At 27.4% G+C, this 24186-nt stretch carries 19 protein-coding genes and 1 pseudogene; 2 read left to right on the top strand and 18 right to left on the bottom strand.

Annotated elements, in window-relative coordinates; genetic code table 11:
* From BN7997_RS15990 to BN7997_RS06270, 5 genes and pseudogenes are all read right to left on the bottom strand, one after another.
* Nucleotides 1-147: pseudogene (locus BN7997_RS15990) on the bottom strand (IS256 family transposase); the annotation flags it as partial.
* A gap of 278 nt (nucleotides 148-425) precedes the next feature.
* Nucleotides 426-917, bottom strand: coding sequence for a hypothetical protein (locus BN7997_RS06285; RefSeq protein ID WP_071119993.1), 492 nt, complete (start codon nucleotides 915-917; stop codon nucleotides 426-428).
* Between the two features lie 282 nt (nucleotides 918-1199).
* A complete protein-coding gene (locus tag BN7997_RS06280; RefSeq protein WP_071119992.1) occupies nucleotides 1200-2828 on the bottom strand; it encodes an ABC-F family ATP-binding cassette domain-containing protein in 1629 nt (542 codons plus the stop codon).
* 337 nt (nucleotides 2829-3165) lie between these two features.
* A complete protein-coding gene (locus tag BN7997_RS06275; RefSeq protein WP_071119991.1) occupies nucleotides 3166-3885 on the bottom strand; it encodes an FtsZ/tubulin family protein in 720 nt (239 codons plus the stop codon).
* 31 nt (nucleotides 3886-3916) lie between these two features.
* Nucleotides 3917-4393, bottom strand: a complete 477-nt coding sequence (locus tag BN7997_RS06270; protein ID WP_330385893.1) for a QueT transporter family protein — start codon at nucleotides 4391-4393, stop codon at nucleotides 3917-3919.
* 396 nt (nucleotides 4394-4789) lie between these two features.
* On the opposite strand from BN7997_RS06270, the gene BN7997_RS06265 reads away from it, so the two are divergent.
* The gene (locus BN7997_RS06265; RefSeq protein WP_143023181.1) at nucleotides 4790-5110 is read left to right on the top strand and encodes a hypothetical protein; all 321 of its coding nucleotides are present in this window, start codon (nucleotides 4790-4792) and stop codon (nucleotides 5108-5110) included.
* A gap of 17 nt (nucleotides 5111-5127) precedes the next feature.
* Here the strand turns inward: BN7997_RS06265 and BN7997_RS06260 are convergent, their stop codons facing one another.
* The 11 genes from BN7997_RS06260 to BN7997_RS06220 all read right to left on the bottom strand — a co-directional run bounded on the left by BN7997_RS06260 (nucleotide 5128) and on the right by BN7997_RS06220 (nucleotide 19381).
* Nucleotides 5128-5340: a hypothetical protein gene (locus tag BN7997_RS06260; RefSeq protein WP_071119988.1), complete on the bottom strand. Its 213-nt coding sequence runs from the start codon at nucleotides 5338-5340 to the stop codon at nucleotides 5128-5130.
* A gap of 73 nt (nucleotides 5341-5413) precedes the next feature.
* A complete protein-coding gene (locus tag BN7997_RS06255) occupies nucleotides 5414-6346 on the bottom strand; it encodes a DUF362 domain-containing protein (protein WP_195906800.1) in 933 nt (310 codons plus the stop codon).
* A gap of 76 nt (nucleotides 6347-6422) precedes the next feature.
* On the bottom strand, nucleotides 6423-6527 hold the full coding sequence (locus tag BN7997_RS16195) for an OadG-related small transporter subunit (RefSeq protein WP_277231586.1): 105 nt from the start codon (nucleotides 6525-6527) through the stop codon (nucleotides 6423-6425).
* A gap of 13 nt (nucleotides 6528-6540) precedes the next feature.
* Nucleotides 6541-7287 carry a sodium ion-translocating decarboxylase subunit beta gene (locus BN7997_RS06250; protein WP_330385892.1) on the bottom strand — a complete coding sequence of 249 codons (747 nt, stop codon included), beginning with the start codon at nucleotides 7285-7287 and terminating at the stop codon, nucleotides 6541-6543.
* Nucleotides 7274-7663, bottom strand: a complete 390-nt coding sequence (locus tag BN7997_RS16295; protein WP_330385865.1) for a sodium ion-translocating decarboxylase subunit beta — start codon at nucleotides 7661-7663, stop codon at nucleotides 7274-7276. The genes BN7997_RS06250 and BN7997_RS16295 overlap by 14 nt, the downstream gene beginning before the upstream one ends.
* A gap of 395 nt (nucleotides 7664-8058) precedes the next feature.
* Nucleotides 8059-11100: a beta-galactosidase, LacZ type gene (locus BN7997_RS06245; RefSeq protein ID WP_071119987.1), complete on the bottom strand. Its 3042-nt coding sequence runs from the start codon at nucleotides 11098-11100 to the stop codon at nucleotides 8059-8061.
* Between the two features lie 346 nt (nucleotides 11101-11446).
* Nucleotides 11447-13900: a DNA helicase RecQ gene (gene recQ / locus BN7997_RS06240; protein WP_071119986.1), complete on the bottom strand. Its 2454-nt coding sequence runs from the start codon at nucleotides 13898-13900 to the stop codon at nucleotides 11447-11449.
* Between the two features lie 311 nt (nucleotides 13901-14211).
* Nucleotides 14212-15327 (bottom strand): iron-containing alcohol dehydrogenase family protein, encoded by a 1116-nt coding sequence (locus tag BN7997_RS06235; protein WP_071119985.1) that lies wholly within the window; start codon nucleotides 15325-15327, stop codon nucleotides 14212-14214.
* Between the two features lie 601 nt (nucleotides 15328-15928).
* Nucleotides 15929-16720 (bottom strand): permease prefix domain 1-containing protein, encoded by a 792-nt coding sequence (locus BN7997_RS06230; RefSeq protein ID WP_071119984.1) that lies wholly within the window; start codon nucleotides 16718-16720, stop codon nucleotides 15929-15931.
* Nucleotides 16704-17051: a PadR family transcriptional regulator gene (locus BN7997_RS06225; RefSeq protein ID WP_071119983.1), complete on the bottom strand. Its 348-nt coding sequence runs from the start codon at nucleotides 17049-17051 to the stop codon at nucleotides 16704-16706. Before BN7997_RS06225 ends, BN7997_RS06230 begins: the two co-directional genes overlap by 17 nt.
* 767 nt (nucleotides 17052-17818) lie before the next feature.
* Nucleotides 17819-19381: an AbgT family transporter gene (locus BN7997_RS06220; protein WP_071119982.1), complete on the bottom strand. Its 1563-nt coding sequence runs from the start codon at nucleotides 19379-19381 to the stop codon at nucleotides 17819-17821.
* Between the two features lie 317 nt (nucleotides 19382-19698).
* Between BN7997_RS06220 and BN7997_RS06215 the strand changes: the two genes are divergently transcribed.
* Nucleotides 19699-19920 carry a DUF378 domain-containing protein gene (locus BN7997_RS06215; RefSeq protein ID WP_330385864.1) on the top strand — a complete coding sequence of 74 codons (222 nt, stop codon included), beginning with the start codon at nucleotides 19699-19701 and terminating at the stop codon, nucleotides 19918-19920.
* Nucleotides 19921-19972: 52 nt separating this feature from the next.
* Here the strand turns inward: BN7997_RS06215 and BN7997_RS06210 are convergent, their stop codons facing one another.
* Complete coding sequence (locus BN7997_RS06210) at nucleotides 19973-22063, bottom strand: alpha-galactosidase (RefSeq protein ID WP_071119981.1); 2091 nt, start codon at nucleotides 22061-22063, stop codon at nucleotides 19973-19975.
* A gap of 21 nt (nucleotides 22064-22084) precedes the next feature.
* Entirely contained in the window at nucleotides 22085-24037 is a 1953-nt protein-coding gene (locus BN7997_RS06205) for a beta-galactosidase (RefSeq protein WP_071119980.1), read from the bottom strand.
* Between the last annotated feature and the right edge of the window lie 149 nt (nucleotides 24038-24186).

The following is a 24186-nucleotide window of genomic DNA, read 5'->3' as shown; positions in this document are numbered from 1 at the left end:
TTCTGCTTCTAGCAATTGTTGGATAATATCTTTGAACAGCTTTTGCATTAATCCATTTTTACCAACTACATCTTCCATGGTTTTACATTTTCTTACTTCAGCTTGGTAGTCTAAATCTGGAATAATTATTTCTCTTTGATCTTTCATTTCTTTACCTCCAAAAGTTTAATATGAATATTATTCCAAACTTACCAATTTTACATTCAAAAAAGACTGTAGGTAAGTTTGTATTTACACAAAACTACCTACAGTCCCAAGAATTCAAATAAAACAAAATACACCTTTTAAATATACAGATCTGCTTAATAAATAAGCCTATCATATATTCAAAAGGTGTATTTATCTTTTAATTTAATCTTAGAATATTAATTTAATAACATAAAAAATAGGATAGCTACTTAAACCATCCTATAAATTATAAGTATTTAGTTTGCATTTCTTATATTATAATATACTTGATCATTTAGTATATAAATATATACTACCTCTTTATCAAAGTCCATAACAACTATAGCGAAATTAGTTTCTAGACCATTATTTAATAAGAACTCTTTTAACGCTTTAGCAGAATTTAAACATTGATAAATATATTTATTCCATTCATCTATATTTCCATTTTCTGCAACATATTCATCCATATGAAGCTCCAATATTAAAGTTTTTCCATCTTCTGATTTAATAATATTATGTCTTTGACCATAAAAACTATTATCTATAACTGGTTTTAATAATTTATATGCTTCATCGATTTCTTTATTTTCACTTATTTCTTTAGTATATAATTCATTTAAATCTTCATCTACTTGTTTTTGTTGTACTTGTGGTTCTTGATATTCAACGTATTCATTTTTGCAACCGGTTAATATACTTAAACTTAATAAACCACTTGTAATTAACGATATTAATTTCTTATGCATTGCCTATCCCCCTAACGATGAATTAATTACAGGGTATAGTATGATATATAGCTTGTGTAAAGTTACTTGTATACAGCAATAGTCTGTTATCTAAGAATTCCCGTTATGTAGACTTTACTAACTAATTTAAGTTATAAATCAGATAATAATTTATCAATTGCGTATTTTAAAATAATAAAAAATACACCTCCTAAATATATGAAAAAGTCACTCACTCAAAAATGAGTATTATCATATATTCAAAAGGTGTATTTATATTTTAATTTACTTATATAATATTAATTATGCATTTTGAACATCATACATTTTCTTTAATTGAGCTTGTATATCCTTGTTTTCAAGATACTCTTCTAAAGTAGTCTTTCTGTCCATTATTCCACCTGGAGTTATTTCTATTATTCTGTTAGCAAGAGTTTGTATCATCTCTTGGTCATGAGAGTTGAATAATAATACTCCTGGGAATTTCTCTAAACCTTTGTTTACAGAAGTTATAGATTCTAGGTCTAAGTGGTTAGTTGGGTCATCTAATACAAGTACGTTAGCATTTGATAACATAAGTTTTGATAACATACATCTAACCTTTTCTCCTCCAGATAAAACTTGAGCTTGTTTTAAAGCTTCTTCACCAGAGAATAACATTCTTCCTAAGAATCCTCTTATGAAACTTTCACTCTTTTCTTCAGAGTATTGTCTTAACCAATCAACTAATGAGTATTCTACACCATCGAAGTATTGGTTGTGGTTTTTAGGAAGATAACTTTGAGAAGTTGTAACTCCCCACTTGAATGTACCACTATCAGCAGTATCTTCTCCCATTAATATGTTGAATAAAGTAGTTATAGCTATTTCGTCTCCCATAAATGCTACTTTATCTTCTCTATCTAATCTGAATGATACGTTGTCTAAAACTTTAACACCATCTACAGTTTTAGTTAATCCTTCAACCTCTAAAACTTCATTTCCTATTTCTCTTTCAGGAGTGAATCCAACATATGGATATCTTCTTCTAGATGGTTGTATTTCTTCAACTTGTATTTTTTCTAATTGTTTCTTTCTAGATGTTGCTTGCTTAGCTTTTGACGCATTTGAGCTGAATCTTGCGATGAACTCTTTTAATTGAGCTATTTTTTCTTCAGCTTTTTTGTTTTGATCTTTAGCAAGTTGTAATGCTAATTGGCTTGACTCATACCAGAAGTCGTAGTTACCAACGTACATTTGTATCTTACCAAAGTCAACGTCAACTATATTTGTACATATTTGGTTTAAGAAGTGTCTATCGTGTGATACAACTATTACTATAGAATCTTCTAAATCCATTATGAAGTTATTTAACCAATTTATTGATTGGAAGTCTAAGTGGTTTGTAGGTTCGTCCATTATTAGTATTTCAGGTTTACCAAATAATGCTTGAGCAAGTAATACTTTAACCTTTTCTCCACCTGTTAATTCTTTCATTTGCTTGTAATGTAAATCTTTAGTTATACCAAGACCCATTAATAATCTTTCTGCATTAGTTTCTGCATCCCATCCATCAAGTTCAGCAAACTCACCTTCAAGTTCAGCAGCTTTTATACCATCTTCTTCAGAGAAATCTGGCTTCATGTATAATGCATCTTTTTCTTGCATTATTTGATATAATCTTTCATGTCCCATTATAACAACATTTAAAACTGTTTCTTCTTCATATTTGAAGTGGTCCTGTCTTAAAACTGACATTCTTTCTTTTTCTGTTATAGATACACTACCTGTGTTTGCTTCTATATCACCAGCTAATATCTTTAGGAAAGTTGATTTTCCTGCACCATTAGCACCTATTATCCCGTAACAATTACCTTTAGTGAATTTTAAGTTAACATCTTTGAATAACTCTTTATCACCAAATCTAAGTCCAACATTAGTAACTTGTAGCATTTGATTATTTCCTTTCTTTATTACTTATTTTTTATTACACAATACTTTATATAATATATTATTTTTTTACATTAGTCAACTAATCTAAGACCTTAATAATACTATATTTTAGCAAAATTTATATATATAATTTACTTTGTGTAAACGACGTATTAAGAAGTATTTCGTATCACCAACGATATATCCTTTCTACCTCTTATGATACATCCGTTGATCAAAATAATCGTTAGATTATAAATTATTAACAATAAGTATATTAATCTATAAAGAGCTATCTTAATATAAATTTTATTTTTTAAAATTATATTAAGATAGCTCTTAAATTAAAATTTATTTATTAGTTATATATTAATGAAACTTTTATTTTTTCTCCTAAGTCTTCTTTTAAATATAAAGAGAATATTGCTTCATATGAGTCATCACTCTTATCTTGTATAGCATTTAATACTTCATTTAAATATGCTATATCATATACTGAACTCATTTCAACTAATATCATTAACTTTTTACCAGTTAATTCATCACTAGTTTTTATAGAGTTTTCTTCAAGTTTGTTTGCTATCTCTTCTACACTATTATTTTTGTCAAACTCACCATATGAGTATTTTATACCCTTATCACTAGCTAGTCCTTCTTTTATATCTGTTAAATCTATACTTATAGTACATTCATCAGATATTGAGTCTATTATCATATCTATTATATTTAATAAAGAATCTGTGTTATCATTATTTATCTTTATTTCTCTATTTATTTTTATTTCATTTTTATTTTCTTTTTCACTTAAATCAAGTCCAACTGATAATACTCTTCTTTCATCGGCCATATATCCTATTGCATTAACTATTTGAAGAGCTTGTTTGTCTTCACTATTGTAAGTTAAAAGTAATATATCAACTCCATCAAGTAATGCTCTTACATAGTCTTTATCTACATCTTTATTGATATTTATTTTTTCTGTATCTATTTTTTCTACTATTTTACTTTCAACTTCTTCTAGTTTTTTTATACCGTCATTTCCTATACCTATTAATTTTGTATTTTTTACTTCTTCCATTTTATCTCCTAACTATTAACTAAAGGATATATTAACTTAATATATCCTTTAATAATTTTGAATATTTATTGTTTAAAAATTTGAATAAAGGAACACCTATTATAGTTATTACCACAAATTGTCCAAATCCTACCTGTAAAATAGAAAGAATTAATGGCAATTTAAATAATCCATGTAGCATTACTCCACCTATTATTATAGCATTTACTATAGTTGGCCACAATGATGCTATTATTAAGTATCCTTTTTTACCTTTCATATATTTCCCTGTTAAATATACTAAATATACACTTATAAATGTAGCTAATGTTCCAAGTATAATATCAGGTACTCCATAAGGACCTATTACATTTGCTAAAAAACAACCTATTGTAAGTGATAGTATATATTCTTTTCCAAATAACGGAAGTAAAGTCATTACCTCTGATATTCTAAATTGTATTTGTACATAGCTTATAGACCCCAGTACTAATGTTATTGTTGCATATAAGGCTGCAACTACACCTATTCTAGTTATTTTTTTGTTTTTGATGTCATATTTTTCCCCCTAAAATGTATTAAGCCTATTTAGGTAAAATTTCTGTATTGATATAACATCACTGCCACTTCAGTCATCTCCGTTACTACACTCATAACTATGTTTTAAAATAAAATAAACCATAGTTATGAGCTACGGTTTTTTTAACAAAAATTAAGCATAATAAAATGCTGTTCACCGTAGTTTTATTTATAGACAGGAGGCTTCCGAACTGTCTTATTAATTTTATTTAAATATTATATATTATATAAACTTAAATTTCAAATTTATTTTTAGTAACATATCTCTAAATTTATTCATATTATAAAATAACAATATTTTGTTGGTGGGGGTAAAATGCCTAAAAATAAATTTCTCAGTAAAAGAATGTGTGATATAAAAAGTACATGTAAAGAAATTGGAAATCAATACATATTTCTAGTAACAATAGTCGCTGCTATAATAGCTCAAGAAATAGATGACAATGATGATTTAGATAACTTAGCTGGTTTTTTAATTGTACTAGGTGAGCAACTGGCGTTTGCTTCATCAATTAGAGACACTTGTGAAGCAAATGCTGGTGAAGAACCTCAAAATGTTATCAATCCCGAATTATCTATAGATAAAGATTTATATAAGTCTAAAACACCTAAGAAAAAAGTAGTAAAAAAAGTTAAAAGAAAGGTTAAAAAAAGCTCTAGCAGATAAACTACTAGAGCTTCTTTTTAATATCTATGATTTTCTGAATCTTGTGGGTTTACAAATCTGTGTTTTCTATTCATTGTTTCTTTGCTATATTTTGCTTCATCTTGAGCTGCCATTTTTGCATTTACTTCTGTGTTATTAGCTCCATTTACTCCTAGTTCTCTTGCAAACTCCACTTTTTCTTTTTTATAATCATACATCTTTTCAGTACTTGGTCTTTTCTTATGAGTCATAATGCCACATCCTTTTGGTTTTATTTCTAAGTTTATTATTTCACAGTTTTACTTTTTAATTCTTATAAAATTTTTAATTACCATGAATATCTTTAAGCTTATCTTTATCTAGCATTACATCTTTTTTACCATATGCTGCTTTACTAAATATTTTTTCAGCTTCTCTTAAATCAAGTCCTAGTATTGTCATATTCTCAGGTCTAGCTTCTCCTAATCCATCTTTATATAATCCATATAAATAACAAACTGCTTGCGGTAAAAATCCAAGTAATCTTGCACCTATACTATCTGCTGCTACAGGATCTGTTGATGCTATTACAAGGCCAGGTGTATCAACCGCCATACCATCACTAGGTCCAGTTCCTATCATTGCCTTGTCTAAGCTAATAATAGATAAGTCTATTGGAACTTTTTTTGCAAAGCATCTTATAAAACCATGTAAATCTTCATGAATTCCAGTTTGCTTTTTAGGGTATCCATGGATACTTGCAGGAGGGTAACCCATAGCTATATTTTTAATGGCTGCAGTTACTGTAGCTTCTTCATGGTATTTTAATTGAGTAAATGAAATTATAACATCAGCATCCTTTATAACTTCATTTATAGGAGTAGATTTTATTATTTCATGATTTAATTCTAAATCTATAAATGGTCCATAATTCATATCTACAAATTCTAAATTTTCTTCTTCTATTATTTTGTCATATCCAACACTTTTCATAACATCAGGAGTTTTAGCTCCTCCTGACCCAGTTGCTATAACTATTTTTGATGGTTCTTTTGTTTTTATGTATTGTATAAGCTTTTTCAAAGTTTTAGGACCTACAACTACACCATCTTTAGGTGATTTATCTTTTACCCAGTTAGGAGTTATTATTACTTTATCTCCTTTTTGTATAATTTTATCCATAGGAAGTAAATCTAGGGCTTTTTCTAATGATCTACCTTCACTCATTCCTTTTGTTATAGCTACTATTGGATCTTTTACTTTACGATTTCTTATCATATTTTCACCTCTTTAAATAAAGTATTTGCATTTTTAGTACAAAAAAATCCTCTTATTTAAGAGGACTTTAATCAATTTATTTATCAAAATTATTTAATATCTTTATAGCAAAATAAATTATACCCGTAACTAAAAATACACCACACATTCCAGTAGCCATTAATTTTAATCCCTCAATCATAATATATCCCCCCCTAAGATAATAGTCCAAGTATAAGACCACCAGCTATAACAGACGCTATTTGACCTGATACATTCGCACTTACTGAATACATTAATATAAAATTTTGAGGGTCTTCCTTTGTAGCCAACTTTTGAACTACTCTAGCTGACATTGGAAATGCAGATATACCAGCTGCTCCAATCATTGGATTTATCTTTTCTTTTTTAAATATATTTATAATTTTTACAAATAATACTCCACCTATTGTATCAAATATAAATGCTATAAGTCCCATACACATTATAAGTAATGTAGATGTTTTTAGAAAATCGTCACCTTTCATAGTTGATGCTATAGATAGACCTAGTAATATTGTACAAATATTTACAAGTTCATTTTGAGCAGATTTAGATAATCCATCTACAACACCTGATTCTTTCATTAGGTTACCAAACATTAAAAATCCAATAAGAGGTATTGATTGTGGTGCTATTATCCCTGCTATTACTGTAACTACTATAGGAAATAATATTTTAGTTCTTTTAGATACTTTGCCTTGAGTATAACTCATTCTTATCATTCTTTCTTCCTTTGTTGTAACAAGTTTTATAGCAAATGGCTGAATGATAGGCACTAGTGCCATATAAGAATATGCTGCTACAGATATTGGTCCAAGTAAATTCTTGGCAAGTTGAGATGCTACAAATATAGAAATCGGTCCATCAGCAGCCCCTATTATTCCTATAGATGCAGCTTCTTTTAAGTCAAATCCAAATATTAAAGCTACTATTATAGTTAAAAATATTCCAAGTTGAGCTGCTGCTTCCTAAAAATATTGTAAATGGCTTTTGAAGTAGGGGTTCAAAATCAATCATTGAACCTATTCCTATAAATATTAAAAGTGGAAATAGTTCCGTTGCTATTCCTTGTGAAAATAGTAAATCTAATATACCAACTACCTTACTATCTCCAAACAATTGAGTTATAGCTCCTGACAATGGTAAATTAGCCATTATTACTCCAAACCCCATAGGAAGTAACAGAGTTGGTTCAAATTTTTTGTATATAGCTAAGTAAATTAGTATGCATCCAATTACTATCATAATTATATCTTTAATAGATATTGCACTTATTCCTGACAGCAAACTATCCATATCCCCACCCCTTTTACTATATGTAATTATAATATATTCTAAAGTTTTTTAATTGCTACAATCTATAAACTTCTGTTGTTCTATACTATTATAAAATTTTTATCTATTGTCCATATTAAAATTTCTAGCTTATAGTTTTGCTTCGCTTATGCCCTGTGTAAGTAAATCACTTTAATTTACATATGGATGCTATCTTTTCTCTTGCCAATAACTTAATCCAGTGATTAAGTCCCTGTATTAATAATGAATTTCAAAATATTTTTTATGGTGAAAAGCAATTTATTTATATTACTCAAATTCAGAAATTCATCTTACTTTTTAATATATTATAATTTACTATAAGCGTAAAAGAGCATACCCTTCATAATTTAGAAGGATATGCTCTTTATAAATATTTATATTGGTTTTATTTCATACGTTAAAGTATAAATTTTATTAGGATTTAAAATATACTCCGGATGAGGTAATGCTCTCCAGCTATCATCTCCTCCTACTCCCATTTGTTTGTATATTATTCTTAATACAGTTGCATCTAATGGCTTTAATTTATAGAAATGATCTGCTATTTCTACATCTTCTGGATGATATTTAGATATATTAAACTCAAAAGTAGGAACTCCACTTATTTTTATTCCTTCTCCTTTTTCATTTTTTATTTCTAAATATCTTACATCAGTTTTAGCACCATTTTCTTGAGGTTGAAGATAATTTACCATTTTTTCAGTTACTATATCTTCGTATAACCCTACCTTAGCACTCTTATATTTATCCCAGTAATTTTCTATTTCTCCTCTACCATAATAAGTTATATTTTTAAATTCTTCTTTAAGTATAAACATATCACTTATTACAGGTATTTTAGCTAAATCTCTATTTGGATTTAGTATTTGTTGTACTTTTAGTTTAGAGTTACTATCTAATGAGTATACATATGTTACTGTACTATTATTATCTAATTCTATATCTACTACTAAATTAACTAAATTAACATAGTTTTCTATTTTAATATTTACTAAATGCATATTTGGATTTCTCCATGTAACTGCATCTACTTCATTTTTAAATCCTCTATCATTATTAGTACTTGCTCTCCAAAAATATGGTCTTGATTCTTCTTTTAGTATATTTTCTCCGTTTACTATATACTGTGCTAAAAGTCCACTTTCTTTTGATAAAGATACTTTTACTTTTTCTGTAGATAATGTTATCAATTTGTCTTCTTCATTTATATTAACTTTATTAGTATTTTTTTCTCTTTCTATTTTTAATGTATTTGGTTTTAATACAACTTGATGATGTTTTACTTCATGACCTTTAGGTGCATAGATTGTTTCATTCTTTTCTTTAACTGTAAATGTAACTATGTATTCCTCACCTTTGTATCTTTTTTGTACCACATCATATTCTAGTTCATAAGTTTGTCCAGGCTCTAAATCTATTGTTACACATTTTTCATCTACAAACTCACCATTTTTAGTTGTAGTTATGAATATGTCATATCTATTTAAATTGTTAAATAAATAATCATTTTTTATTTTAACTAAACCTTCTTTTACATCTTCAAATAATACATCTGCATACCAATATTTAATCTCATAGAATTTAGGAGTTACTTCTCCATTAGCAAATACTAATCCATTTCCACTAAAGTCATAATCATTTGGGAAATCTCCAAAATCTCCTCCATAAGCTAAATAACTTATATCTCCTTCTTTTTTAAGGATTGCTTGGTCTTTAAAGTCCCATACAAATCCACCTTGTAGAACATCATATTTCCTAAATAATTTATAATATGCATCTAAATTACCATTTGAATTTCCCATAGAATGTGTATATTCACACATTATATGAGGTTTTTTAGGATTATTTTTTGCATATTCTTCTATTTCCCAAGGTCTTGTGTACATTTGACTTTCTATCTCTGATACATCTTCATACATTCTATGATGGAATATTCCTTCATAATGTACTATTCTAGATTTATCATTATCTTTAAAGAATCTGTACATTTTTCTGAAGTTTTCTCCTCCAAAAGACTCATTTCCTAATGACCATATTATTATAGATGGATGATTTTTATCTCTTTCAAACATAGATTTACATCTTGCTAACACAGCATCTGTCCATTCTGGTTTACTTCCTGGAAGTGCACCTTCTTCTTCTTTTTGTCCATACTTCCATGTACCATGAGTTTCTAGGTTTACTTCATCTATTACATATAATCCATATTTATCACATAAATCATACATATATGGATTATTTGGATAATGAGAAGTTCTTAGAGCATTAACATTAAATTGCTTCATTATTTTTATATCTTTTTCCATTATTTCTTTATTTATAGCTCTTCCCATTTCACTATCAAATTCATGTCTATTAACACCATTAAATAGTATACGTTTTCCATTTATGTACATTACATTTTCTTTTATTTCAAATCGTCTAAATCCTGTATCACAACTTACATACTCTATTACTTCGCCATGTTCATTTTCTAAACAAATTATTACTTTATATAAGTTTGGTTGTTCTGCACTCCATTTTCTTGGATTGTCTATTATAGTTTGGAAATGTAGGTTTGCTTCACCCTCTATAATAACTTCTTTTTTACTAGAATATATTATATTTTCTTTATCATACAATTCTAATTTTATATTGTAATTTCCTACACCATTTACTTTTACTTTGGTACTAAAAGTCCCATCTTTGTAATCATCTGTAAGATTTGAGTCTACTCTAAAATCTACTATATGAGTTTTATTTTTTATTTCTAAATAAACGTCTCTAAATATACCACTTAATCTCCAAAAGTCTTGATCTTCTAACCAACTTGCATCACACCATCTGTATACTTTTACACCTATTTTATTTTTACCTTCTACTAAGTAATCAGTTATATCAAACTCAGATGGTGAGAATGAATCTTTACTAAACCCTACTATTTCTCCATTTACATATAGGTAAAAGCATGACTCTACACCTTGGAAATTTATTAATACTTTTTTATTTAATTGTTCTTTAGTTATATCAATATACTTTACATAGCATCCTGCTTCATTTATTTTAACAGGAGCAAATGGTGGTTTTATATCTTCTCTTCCTGTCCATGGATATATAAGATTTGTATATTGTGGTATTCCATACCCTTTTATTTGCCAATTTGATGGAACATCTATTTCATCCCATGAATCATTATTATAATTTATTTCGTAAAAATCTTCTGGTATACTTTTTATATCTTTACAAAAATTGAATTTCCATTTTCCATTTAACGATATATACCTTGAAGAATTTTCTTTTATTCCTTCTATTGCTTGTTCTTTAGTTTCATAGCTTACAAAATCATTATGATGTTTATTCATGTTTAAAGATACTATTTGTGGATTATTATTCCACTCAGGGTATCCATTTTGTGGTTTTTCATATTTAAATTTCATAAATTTTCTCCCCTTCCACGTATAAAAATATTCATATGATTCTATCTATATAAACATTCTTTGTTACATGAAGTTCCCCCCCTTCTTCATATGAATTTAAAGGTATATATTATCATAATAGATAATAATCTTTTTTAACACTTATCTTTACTACTATTTTGATAAAATTTACTCTTTAATTCTATATTTTATCTCAAAATAATAATATCATTGCATATAATTCATGTCAACGCTTTCCTGAATCATTTAAAATAATTATTTTTAATAATCTTATAAATAAGTGATTTTATAAATTAAAAAGCTATTATTTATAAATTTAATATAAATAATAGCTTTTTTCTTACTTCTAACTTATATATCTTTCAAGTATTACTGCTCTTATGCTTTCATATTTAACATAGTCTGGCATTACCTTCTTAATAACACTTACCTTTTCATCACCAAATCGATTTATTGCATCTAGTATCATCTCTTTTTCATTTTCATTGTACATACATTTTAAGTCTATATCAAAATTTATATTATTTCCAAGCTTTATATAATCATAAACATATCCAAGCACTGTTGACACTGATATTTCTAATTCATCTGCTACATCATTTATGTCTTTATTTTGATTTAATAAATCTAGTGCTATTTCATCATTTTTTCTACTATCCCCATCTAAAACTAACTTTAACCTTTTCTTTTCTTCCCATTTTGGATTTATATTATTTTCTTGTATATATTCTTTAACTATATTTATAATATCTTCTCCATATTTATTAATTTTAACAGGGCCTATACCACCTATATCCTTTAATTGTTCTTCATCTAATGGATATCTTCCACTTATCTCTTTTAAAGTATTGCTACTTAGTATTATATATGGAAGTACACCTTCTAATTTTGATACACTAAGTCTATAGTCTCTAAGTCTTTCATATAGTTTTTTATCTGTAGTTACATTAAAGTACTCACTATTTAACCCCGTCGATTTTCCCGACACAGTATTTAATTTAGATTTATCTATATTTTTTTCTTCTATATATTTTTCAATTATATCTTTAAATCTATTACCATACTTTTCGTATTTAATTTGTCCAACTCCAGATATATTAAGCATTTCTTCTTTATTAGTTGCATAAACACTTGCCATATTTTTTAAAGTTGCATCTCCAAATACCATATATGGTGCTATCCCTTCTTCTTTAGCTATTTCACTTCTTAAAGAAACTAACATTTCATATAATTCATTTTCTACATATCTTGACTTAGTAACCTTATCTTCCTTAAATTCAACTTTAATTTCTTGCCTTATTACTTTTAAAGACTGTTCATTTAATTTTATAGTAGGGAAACTTCCCCTTGGTCCTATGTTTTCTACTACATCTAAAAAACCATGTGATACTAGTGTATTTATAAAAGTTTTTAAATCTTCATTAGAATAGTTTTTCATAATTCCATAAGTTGTTAAAGTATCAAATCCAAGGTCTAATACTTTCTTATTTTTAGAACCTCTTAAAACATCTATTATCATAGTAGCACCAAAGCTTCTTTTCATTCTAGCAATACATGATATAACTTTTTGAGCATCTAGTGTTTTATCTACTACTTCACCTTCATTTAAGCAGTTGCTACAATTATTACAATCTTCTAAGAATGTTTCTCCAAAATAGTTTAATATATTTTTTCTATAACAAGTATTTGAGTAAACTAAATCCACCATTTGTTGAAGTTTTTTATATTGTACTCTTTTTCTATCAGGATTTTCAATTCCAACTTCAACTAAATATTTTTGAGTATGAACATCTCCTGGTGAAAATAATAATACACACTCACTATCTTCTCCATCTCTTCCTGCTCTACCTATTTCTTGGTAATAATTTTCTATACTTTGTGGCATATTATAATGAAGTACCCACCTTATATTTGGTTTGTCTATTCCCATACCAAATGCATTTGTAGCTACCATTATTTTTATATCATCATTTATAAAGTTTTCTTGATATTCTTTTCTTGCTTCATTTGAAAGACCTGCATGATATTTAGCTACTGAGTAATTTCTTTTTAGTAGTCCCTCATATATAGTTTCTACTTCTTTTCTAGTTGAAGCATATATTATTCCACTTTCATTCTTATGATTTTCTACATAGTCTAATGTATATTTATTTTTAGATGATGACTTTACTATATTTATAGATAAGTTTTCTCTATCAAACCCAGTTATATAAACAGCTGGGTTATGTAAATTAAGTATATTTATAATATCTTCTCTAACTTCATTACTAGCAGTTGCTGTAAATGCTGTAACTATAGGTCTTTTATCTAATCTATTTATAAAGTATGGTATTTTTTTATAACTTACTCTAAAGTCATGTCCCCATTGAGAAACACAGTGAGCCTCATCTATTGCAACCTGACTTATATTTTTTCCTCTTATTATATTCACAAAATCCATACTATCCAGTCTTTCCGGTGCTATATATATTATTTTACATTCATCATTTTCTATTTCTTCTAAAGCTTCATTATATTCACTATTAGATAGTGAACTATTTATTAATCGAGCTTTAACCCCCATAGTCTTTAATGCATCAACTTGATCTTTCATAAGTGATATTAAGGGTGAAATAACTATAGTTATTCCATCTAAGCAAAGTGCTGGTACTTGATAACAAATAGATTTCCCTCCACCTGTTGGCATTATGGCAAGAACATCTTCTTTATTTATTATAGATGTTATAATATTTTCTTGTCCTTTTCTAAAACTTGTATATCCATAATATTTATGTAATACGTCTAAAGGTTTTATATTCATCTACATTCTCCTTTAAAATTTTTATTATAAAACTTTCATTTCATAGTTTATTTATACATAAAAAATTCGCTTCGCTTGAGCGACGTGTCGGCGAAACACTTCATGTCGCCAACGACTTCGTCCGTTGCTCAAAATCTTTTTTACGCTCAAAACCAATTTATTGATATTACTTACATTCAGAAGTTATCCATATTTTTAAAAATATTATAATATCTTTAAGCGTAAAAAATTTCAGAAAATAAAGATATTATTGATTTATCAATAGCAAACTATTTTCTGAAACTAGTTTAATTTATATAACTAACATTCTTCTAATAAATACTTTGTAGTAATTTTAAAATTTCTTCCTTATTAAGCTCATATGGATTAGCTAATATATTTAAAGATGTACATAAGCTAGCTATTGTTTCTAATTCATCCTTTTTTATATTATAATCTCTTAAGTTATTAGCTAAACCTATTCCTTTTTTCAGTTTATATATTTCATTAGAAAATTCTTCTACATTAGAATATCCGACCTGTTTACTTAATTTATCTATTCTATCAAACTCAACTTTTGAATTTAATAATAATACTTTATCTTGAGTAATACCACATGCCTCACCATGAGGTATATTATACTTACTAGTTAATGGATACGATATTCCGTGGCATGCAGCCGTCCCTGTAACAGAAAAAGCAATTCCAGCTAATAATGATGCTTGACACATATTTTCTCTATATTCTATATTATCAAGATTATTAACTGCATTTTTTAAATTGTTCATAACAAGCTTTACTGATTCTATAGCTAAAATATCTGATATAGGATTATTATTTTTACTATAATAAGATTCTAATGCATGTGATAATACATCTATACCTGAACTAGCTGTAACCTTTTTAGGTACTGTAAGTGTTAACTCTGGATCAATTATTGCTATTTTAGGAAGTAGATACTCTGATTTTATAGGAAATTTATCTTCAGTATACTTATTGCTTATAACAGAAACACTAGTAACTTCACTTCCTGTACCTGCTGTTGTAGGTATAGCTATTACAGGTATATTTTTATTAATCTCTAATTTATTTTCTAGGAAATATCTTATATTAGTATCCATAGCTGCCATACAAGAAGATATCTTTGCACAATCTAGTATACTTCCTCCACCTAATGCTATAACAAAGTCTACATTACTATCTTTTATAGCTTTAGTTGTTAATTCTACATCTTCTATTGTAGGATTTGCGCTTATTCCAAAATGTATATTTTCTATATATTCATTCAATAGTTGTATAATTTCATAACCATATTCACTTTTTATAAATCTCTCACTAGATATTAGTATTCCTTTTTTAAAATTATTATCTTTTATTACTTTATTTATATTTTTAACTGCCCCACATTTAAATATTATTTCAACAGGAAGCCCAAATTTATAGTTCATATAACTACCTCTTTATATTAGATTTATTAATCTATTATTTTATCATACATATTAGGTTTAAAATATATTTATAGCTAAATTCCTTTTGTAAAGTTTAGTTGTATATAAATCATTATAATTTTTCAATCTCTCATAAAGCATATTATTTTATATCTTCTTAAATAATCTTATATAATTATAGATATTTTTTCATTCCCATATATATTTTTTTAATAACCGTATTTTTATAATTGGCTCTGTTAGCTTACTTCGTGATAATTATAATAAAAAACAACCATATCTTAGTAATTTCAATTTCTAAATACTAAGGTATGGTTGTTTAATTTTTTGTAAGTAGTTCGTATTATATTAATATTGTGATTTGTTAATATAAGGCTCTGTTTTAGCACAGTGTTGAAATCTATATAATAATTGCTTAAAAACTAATTAAAAATTAGAGGTTGCATCACTATATTTAATCTTAATTAAGTAATATCAGTATTTACCAAAATCAACATTTATTTAAAACAGAGCCTAACATAGAAGAACAAGATTAAATAAATTATAAATAGATTCATAATCAAACATAATAATATACAAACTAAAATCTTCATAATGTTAGTTAAAACTTAACTTTCTTTTTTCTAAAAGCTATCTTTAAAACTACATAGATTATAAAGAAAATTGGAGTTGCTACTATAGCTGATACTCTTGTATTTTCATAAATTTTTAAATAAAGTGGTTTTGTTAATTTTAAATTATAATAAAGTTTTTGGCCTCTATCATTTTCAACAGTTTCTCCATTCATAAACATATAATCTTTAGTTACATCTTTACCATAAGTATATAAAATAGATGATGGCTCATAAGTTTCCCAAACTTGCTTATGTGAACTTTCATAACCATACATTAATATAACATCTTTATTGAACTTACTAGATGATAATAGTTTTGATATATCATCTTTGTAACTATCTATATCTTTTTTCACATCTTTATCTTTAATAATTTTATTTAACTCTTTTGATATATTTGAATTTACTTGTTGCCAATATATAAACGGCTTATCATATATGTAATTAACGGTTTTATGATATGTAAGAATTGTAGATGTTATTAAACATATAATAAACATTACACCTGATATTCTAGTTATTATCTTTGCAACCTTATTAGTCTCTTTAATCTCTTTTTTATTTTCTTTAAGAGTAAAGTAGAGTTCTTTTAACATCTCAGAGCCACCATCAAATTTTTTGATAGCCATTTCGCAAGCGTCTTGTTCTTCATATCCTTCATTAATAAATTCATTTGCTGACATTATTAAGTGTTCTTTTAACTCTTCTTTAAGCTCTAGTACTTCTTGACTATTATCATTTTTATATAATGAATCAATGTAGTTATTTATTACTTCCATTACCATCTCTCCCATCTAAGAATTTATCCATAATATTTTTTACAAAATTCCATTCATCAACTTTTTTATCTAAACTTTCTATACCATATTGTGTTATTTTGTAGTACTTACGTCTATTCCCTGGACCTTGACTACTTTGCCAGTAAGATTCAATAAAACCTTTTGACTCAAGTCTTTTTAGTGATATGTATAATGTTCCATCTTTTAGTTCAAAAGTTGTTTGTTCCAAAACATTTTTAGCAATTTCAAATCCATAAGAATCATTTTTTTCTAATATCGCAAGTATCATAGTATCTATATGACCTTTCAATATCTCTTTATTTAACTCCATCATCTCACTCCCTTTCTAATCATTGTAATACAAGGTTTAGTGTTAAAAACTAATACCTCGCTTAACTAGTATTATATTCTTATAATACTATAACTAATACTTGTAATACAAGTATTAGTTATATATTTCTAAAGTAAATAAAGTTAAGATATAAAAACCTTGCTAATTTATATATTTTCACTTAACTTCTCCTTAAATTAGGTTTAGGGAATAGTTTAAAGAAGTATAGTGTTTTCAATGCTTTTAGATATAGCAAAAGGGCAACTTAATTAAATTAAGTTAGCCCTTTTTTTAGATTATTAATCATTCTGTTTGAGTTACTTTAAATCAAAAACACTCCCTAAAACAAATACTATAAACATAGTTATTATAGGTATAAAATTCCCTAATTTATATTTTTTCATATTGTAACCCCCCCCTTTTTCAATACAAGTATTGATATATTACTTCGCATTGTATAACAATTACGAACTTAATTATATTATATTTTATAAATCACGAAGTTAGCTAACAGAGCCTTATAATTTAATATATTTTTAATAATAAATTCGCTTCGCTCATTTCGTCAACCATATATCCTTGCTACCGTTACGGATACATCCATTGCTTGAGGCACTGCGTTGGCGAAGCATTTCAAAATATCATTTTTTACATTTATAAAGTTATTGATATTACTTATATTCATATGTTATCCACAAATATAGTTATAATATAATTTCATTATATGTAAAAAAAGTGCCTATTTATTAGGCACTTTCATATATTAACTAAAATCCTACTGGTATTCCAAGTGATACCCATACTATAAGCATTAAACTCCAAGCTATTAAGAATGTCATTGAGTAAGGTAACATCATAGATGTTATTGTTCCTATTCCAGCCTTCTTATCATAAACTTGAGTAAACACTATAATCATTGCAAAATAACTCATAAGTGGTGATATTAAGTTAGTTGAACTATCTGCTATTCTATATGCAGTTTGAACTATTGCAGGGTCTATATTTAACTTTAAGAACATTGGTATAAACACTGGTGCCATTATTGCCCATTTAGCTGAAGCTGACCCCATAAATAAGTTTATAACTGCTGTTATTAATATAAATCCTATAAGAAGTGGTATTGTTCCTATATTTGCAGATTCTAATATTGACGCACCAGTAACAGCTATTATAGTTCCTAAGTTAGTATAGTTAAAGTAACTTATAAATTGAGATGCAACGAATGCTAAGCATAAGTATCCACCCATTGAACTCATTGCTTTACTCATATGAGATGCTACTTCTTTTTCATTTTTAACTGTTCCAGCTATTTTACCATAAACTACTGATGGAACAAAGAATAAAAGTGCAACTATTGGTATAAGTCCATTCATAAATGGAGAATGGTCTACTATTGAATTTAGGAAACTATCTGCTTCTAAGTTTCTTAAGAATGAGTTTGGCATTAATATTAATGCTACTAATCCAACTACCATTGCTACGAAAGTTAAGTTTGCAGCTGTCATAGCTTTCTTTTCTTTATCACTTAAATTTTGTAAATCAGAACCTCCAGTTATTGTTTCCCCTTCATATTTACCTAATCTTGGCTCTATAACTTTAGTAGTTAATAAAGTACCAAGTATAGTTATTAAGAATGTTGATGCACACATGAAGAAGTAGTTTGCAGTTGGAGTTATATTTACTGTTGGGTCTATTATATGTGCAGCTTCATTAGTTAAACCTGCTAACATTGGGTCTATAGTACCTATAAGTAAGTTTGCACTAAATCCTCCAGATACCCCAGCAAATGCTGCTGCTATACCTGCAAGTGGATGTTTTCCATAAGCCATAAATATTAATGCTCCAAGTGGTATAAGTATTACATACCCTGCATCAGATGCCATATTTGACATTATACCTAAAAATACTACTGTTGGAACTATTAACTTAGCTGGAGTTATACTAACTACCTTCTTAAGTAATGTTCCTATGTATCCAGAACTTTCTGCTATTCCTATACCTAACATACCAACTAAAACAACTCCAAGTGGAGCAAATCCAGTAAAGTTAGATACTGCATTTTCTATCATATACTTAAATCCATCACCATTAAGAAGTGATACAGCTTTTATTGTTTGAACTTCCATTTCATTAGTAGCTCTATTTATTATTTCTGTTGTTACTTCGATTCCCATTGCAGCAGTTATTGCAGATATTATCGCAACTGCAACACATAACATTGCAAATAATGTTACGGGATGTGGAAGCTTATTCCCTCCTATTTCCACAAAGTCTAGAAACTTTTGTAGAGCTGTTTTTTTCTCAGTCTTTTGTGCTACTGAACTGTTCATTTTTATTCCCCCTTTTATATATAACATAGTTTATAACGTAAAAAATTATTTCTATGTGTTAATAATATATTATATACATCCAAATTGTCAAACAATTTAAAATATAATTAATAATCGAATATTTGAAATGTGATTTGTATTTTTATGTCACATTTATGTTTTTCTATATATATTACTTGTTTTTTATAGTTTCTTTTATTTATTTAAAGTTTTTCTATATTTTGCATATTTTTAATAATCTCGGAGAAAATATTAAATGTACTATTAATCTACACAGGAGGTGAAATGTTAAGATAACCATTTAGGTAAATCTTAGCATGATAACTATGGGTATACTTTATAATATTGCTTTAACATTAGTATTAATAGGTGCAGTCAACTGGGGTCTTGTCAGCTTATTTAAATTTGACTTAGTTGCTGCTATTTTAGCAGGTAGTGGAAATTTCGGAAATATCAGTACAATAAGCCGTATAATATATGGATTAGTTGGCTTATCTGCACTATACGTTATAATTCAATATCTATTCTATATGTTTTAATATAATAATAATAATAATAATAAAAGGATATCCATTGGATATCCTTTTATTATTAAACTTCTTTTATATAAATAACTAAACTAGCGTAATCACCTTCTAGTTTAACAGTTAAACCATGATTCATTAAGTATCTACCTGATTTAACTATATCTTGACCAAATAAATTAAATTTATAATCTTTATTTTCATCAAGTCCTCTTAGCTTTATAGTTGTAAATCTATGACCTACTTTAGATTGTGGCAAGAATACAAATAATAAAGCCTCATCTTTATTTACATATTCAAATATATGGTAGTCATTATCTACTAAGTTTCCTTGTAGTCTATAGAATTTCCCATCTTGAACTATATGTCTTATCTCTTTATATTTAGCTATTTTTTCTTTGCATATATTCAATTCTTCTTCGCTTAATTTAAGTAAGTTACATCCTACTCCAAGTGTTCCCATCATAGAGCTATCAAATCTAAATTCCATAGGTATAACTCTCTTTGATAAGAAATTAGGACAATCAGTAACCCAAGCTCTCATAGCCTTTATAGGGTATATATGAGAGTATGAATTTTGTATAAATAATCTATCATATGCATCTGTGTTATCACTAGTCCAGAAATCATCAAAGTGTGTAAGCATTCCTAAATCTATTCTTCCTCCACCTGATGCACAAGCTTCAAATAATACATTAGGGTGCTTTTCTTTTAATTTATCTACTATTTCATATACTGCTTCTATGTGCTTTAACCATAAGCTTCTTTCTTGTTTTCCTAAGTTTTTAGCGCCTGGTTCTGATATAGGTCTATTTGCATCCCATTTTATATAGTCTATATCATATTTTGTTAGATAGTGATCTAACATATTAAATACAAATTCTTTAACTTCAGGTTTTGTCATATTAAGTACAAATTGATCTCTTGATAAGTTACCTTCTCTATTGTCAAATTGATATATCCAATCTGGGTGTTCTTTATATAATTTAGTTAAAGGATTTACCATTTCCGGCTCAAACCATATCCCAAACTTCATGTTCATATTTTTAACTTCTTTTATAAGCTCTTCAAGACCATTTGGGAATTTACCTTCATTTACATACCAATCTCCTAAGCCGTCTTTTGTACTGTGTCTTTCACCAAACCACCCATCATCGACAACAAATAACTCTGTTCCTATTTCTTTTGCAAGTTTTGCAAGATTTATTTGTTCTTTTGCATTTACTTTAAACTCCATAGCCTCCCAAGAGTTATAAAGTACAGGTCTTATTTCTTTATTTTTTAATATGTATTTGTTAGCATAGTCATGCATATTATGACTCATTGATTCTAAACCTTTATCAGTATATCCTATAACCATATGAGGAGTTTCTATACTTTGACCATTTTCTAAATATATTAAAAAGTCAAAGTCATTTATACCCATTTGAACTAAAGTTTCTCCATATGGAGTTTGTTCAACTACCCCTTTAAAGTTTCCAGTTAACTTTAATGCTCCAAAGTAAACTTCACCAGTAGTTTCAGTTGCATCTTTATCTAATATAAAGTATGGATTGTGATTATGCCCTGATATACCTTTTCTATTTTCAAAATATATTTTTCCATAACTTACTTTTTGAGTAAACATTTGTTGTTCTGCACCCCAGTAACCATGAGTATTTCTAAATGTTAAATTCTCATGTGGGATATGCATTTGTCCACTTGCTATATTTTCTATAGCTAAATCTTTTTCTTCATTATTTTTTACTACAGTGTATCTTTCTATTAAGTCAACATCTTCTAATACTATATAGTGTAAATCTATTTCTATATTATAATGATCATCTTTTAAGTTTATAACAAGTTCATTTTCATTTATACAGTATCCTACATACTTATAAACTATATCCCTTGTTTTATCTTCAAAGCTAACCTTTAAACAATTTTCTTTGTATCTAAGACCTCCATATACTGGATATTCTTCCTTTGTTATTTCATATACTGTATCGTTAGTTGATACTTCAGTTAATACTGGTATATCAAAATCTTCTGGACTATTTATTTTATTTCCCCAATATAAATGTCTAACTAATCCTTGATTATCTATACAAAATGCATATTCAGTATTTTCTGTTGTTAAAGAAAATAGTTTTCTCTCATCGTTTATATATATTCCCATAATATCCTCCATTTTACCCTTCTATGCTTTAACTATTTTAGCTTCATATGCTTTTAATATTTCATTTCTAAATTTCTTTTCATCTGAAGTATGATTCATAACAAAATAATAATCTTCATTATTTAAACTTCTTCTTACTACTTCAACACCTTCTTCAGATTCTATTGCATCTAAATTTGACTCATTTATTATTTTATTAGCTATAGCATCCATTATAGTATTGTCTGCTCCACTTCCTATATAATAAACTTTTCCGCCTTCATATTCATTTAAAGTTACTGCTGCTAAATCTTCAAAGAATTCATCTTCATATTTAAATAAAGTTTTAGCTGTAGTAGTCTTTAACATATCTCTAAATACTGTAGCTGTTCCATTTATACCTTCAAATTCTTCATTTCCTATAAGTAATGCTACTTGATCATCTTGGAATGATTCAACTTCTTCAACATATCCACCAACTAAATCAGTATAGTAAGTTGGATTAAACTGTCCTAATGTTAAATTGTTATAATAATCTTTAACTGCAGTTCTATAAGTAAATACTACTGTACCACCACCTGATACAAATTTTCTTACTTTATCTTGAACTTCTTTTTTATGCACTATCATAACAGGTAGTAAAAGGACTTTATATTTATCAAAATCAGAATCACTTGGTATAACATCCATATTTATATTTTTCTTATAAAATGGTCTGTATAATCTGTATACTTCTTGCTTATAGTCCATTAAGAAGCTTTGTCTTTGTATTCTAAAACTCGCCATAGATTCATAATCATAAACTACTGCTACATCTGATTTAACTTCGCTCTGAGTTAAAGCTTCATTTTCCTTCATTTCTTTAAAGAAACTTTGAACTTCATAGAACTTTCTTCTTTTTACATTATCCTGGTCTATTATACCGTAGCAGTATTGTTCTGCACCCTTAGTTGCTCCTCTGTATCTAAAATACATAAGAGAACTACATCCATGAGCTATTCCTTGATATGACCACATTTTAGCTTGTCTTGGTCTTGGTAAATATCCTATAACATCATGTCCTTGAGCTCCCATTATAGCTTCTGTTATCCAGAAGTTTTGACCCTTTATTCCTCTCATATAATCAAGGCCACAAGCTATCTCCCATGCAGGAATTGGTTCTTTTTGACCACCCCATACTGGATAGTTGTTGTATGCAACTACGTCCATATGCTTTCCTACTTTAGAAAAGTCATAGCTCTTATCAAAATATCCTCCAGAGAAATCATGTATAATTACAGAATCTTTACCTAATATTTCTTTTAATAAATCAACTTGGAATTTGGCATACTTTTCTATACTTTCACTTCTAAATCTTTCATGTTCCATACGAAGTGATGGATTATGAGTTGTTATTGTTGGCTTTGGAAGTGGTATTTCTTCAAAAGTATTGTACGTTTGAGACCAAAATATTGTTCCCCAAGTTTCATTTAATTTATTTATATCATTATCATACTTTTCTTTTAAGTATTCATTGAATTCTTTTTTACATAAATCACAATAACACAAATCGCTACCTTCATGACCAAATTCATTATCTATTTGCCATGCAACTATACTTTCTTCATTTTTATAATGATTAGCTAACTCTCTTATTATTATTTCTGAGTATTTATGATAAGTTTTACTATTAAAACAATATTGTCTTCTTCCTCCAAATACTCTTTTATTATTAAATTCATCTTCACTTAAAACTTCCGGATACTTATTAGCTAACCAAGCTGGCATAGTAGCAGTTGGTGTACCAAATATAACCTTAAGCCCTTTTTGTTTGGCTTTTTCTATTACTCTATCAAAATATGAAAAGTCAAAGTTTCCTTCAGTACTTTCCATCATATGCCATGCAAATTCCCCAATTCTTATAACATTGCAGTTAAGTTCTAATATATTATCTAGATCTTCATCTATCATACTTTTATCCCAATGTTCTGGATAGTAATCTACTCCTAAATACATTTGTATTCCTCCCAATAGTTTAAATTTCTTCTTAAATATATAATAACAAATATCGTTTTCTTTGTAAGTATTTTTTACTTATTTTTTACTAAAATTTTACTAATTTTATATTTATAGTTTAATTATTTTTATAATTAAAAAGCCATCTC

This window comes from Romboutsia timonensis, assembly GCF_900106845.1.
GTDB classification, from domain to species: domain Bacteria; phylum Bacillota; class Clostridia; order Peptostreptococcales; family Peptostreptococcaceae; genus Romboutsia; species Romboutsia timonensis.
The sequence above is the reverse complement of the archived record's forward strand: the minus strand, read 5'-3'. Positions and strand labels throughout refer to the sequence as shown.

Excerpts from the sequence above, each read along its gene's own strand:
- BN7997_RS06215 (WP_330385864.1), top strand. The coding sequence starts at position 19,699 with ATGATAACTATGGGTATACTTTATAATATTGCTTTAACATTAGTATTA.
- BN7997_RS06205 (WP_071119980.1), bottom strand. The coding sequence starts at position 24,037 with ATGTATTTAGGAGTAGATTACTATCCAGAACATTGGGATAAAAGTATG.
- BN7997_RS16195 (WP_277231586.1), bottom strand. The coding sequence starts at position 6,527 with ATGATTGAGGGATTAAAATTAATGGCTACTGGAATGTGTGGTGTATTT.
- BN7997_RS06230 (WP_071119984.1), bottom strand. The coding sequence starts at position 16,720 with ATGGAAGTAATAAATAACTACATTGATTCATTATATAAAAATGATAAT.
- BN7997_RS06220 (WP_071119982.1), bottom strand. The coding sequence starts at position 19,381 with ATGAACAGTTCAGTAGCACAAAAGACTGAGAAAAAAACAGCTCTACAA.
- recQ (WP_071119986.1), bottom strand. The coding sequence starts at position 13,900 with ATGAATATAAAACCTTTAGACGTATTACATAAATATTATGGATATACA.
- BN7997_RS06235 (WP_071119985.1), bottom strand. The coding sequence starts at position 15,327 with ATGAACTATAAATTTGGGCTTCCTGTTGAAATAATATTTAAATGTGGG.
- BN7997_RS06210 (WP_071119981.1), bottom strand. The coding sequence starts at position 22,063 with ATGGGAATATATATAAACGATGAGAGAAAACTATTTTCTTTAACAACA.
- BN7997_RS06280 (WP_071119992.1), bottom strand. The coding sequence starts at position 2,828 with ATGCTACAAGTTACTAATGTTGGACTTAGATTTGGTGATAAAGAGTTA.
- BN7997_RS06245 (WP_071119987.1), bottom strand. The coding sequence starts at position 11,100 with ATGAAATTTAAATATGAAAAACCACAAAATGGATACCCTGAGTGGAAT.
- BN7997_RS06225 (WP_071119983.1), bottom strand. The coding sequence starts at position 17,051 with ATGGAGTTAAATAAAGAGATATTGAAAGGTCATATAGATACTATGATA.
- BN7997_RS06255 (WP_195906800.1), bottom strand. The coding sequence starts at position 6,346 with ATGATAAGAAATCGTAAAGTAAAAGATCCAATAGTAGCTATAACAAAA.
- BN7997_RS16295 (WP_330385865.1), bottom strand. The coding sequence starts at position 7,663 with ATGGATAGTTTGCTGTCAGGAATAAGTGCAATATCTATTAAAGATATA.
- BN7997_RS06260 (WP_071119988.1), bottom strand. The coding sequence starts at position 5,340 with ATGACTCATAAGAAAAGACCAAGTACTGAAAAGATGTATGATTATAAA.
- BN7997_RS06265 (WP_143023181.1), top strand. The coding sequence starts at position 4,790 with ATGTGTGATATAAAAAGTACATGTAAAGAAATTGGAAATCAATACATA.
- BN7997_RS06285 (WP_071119993.1), bottom strand. The coding sequence starts at position 917 with ATGCATAAGAAATTAATATCGTTAATTACAAGTGGTTTATTAAGTTTA.
- BN7997_RS06275 (WP_071119991.1), bottom strand. The coding sequence starts at position 3,885 with ATGGAAGAAGTAAAAAATACAAAATTAATAGGTATAGGAAATGACGGT.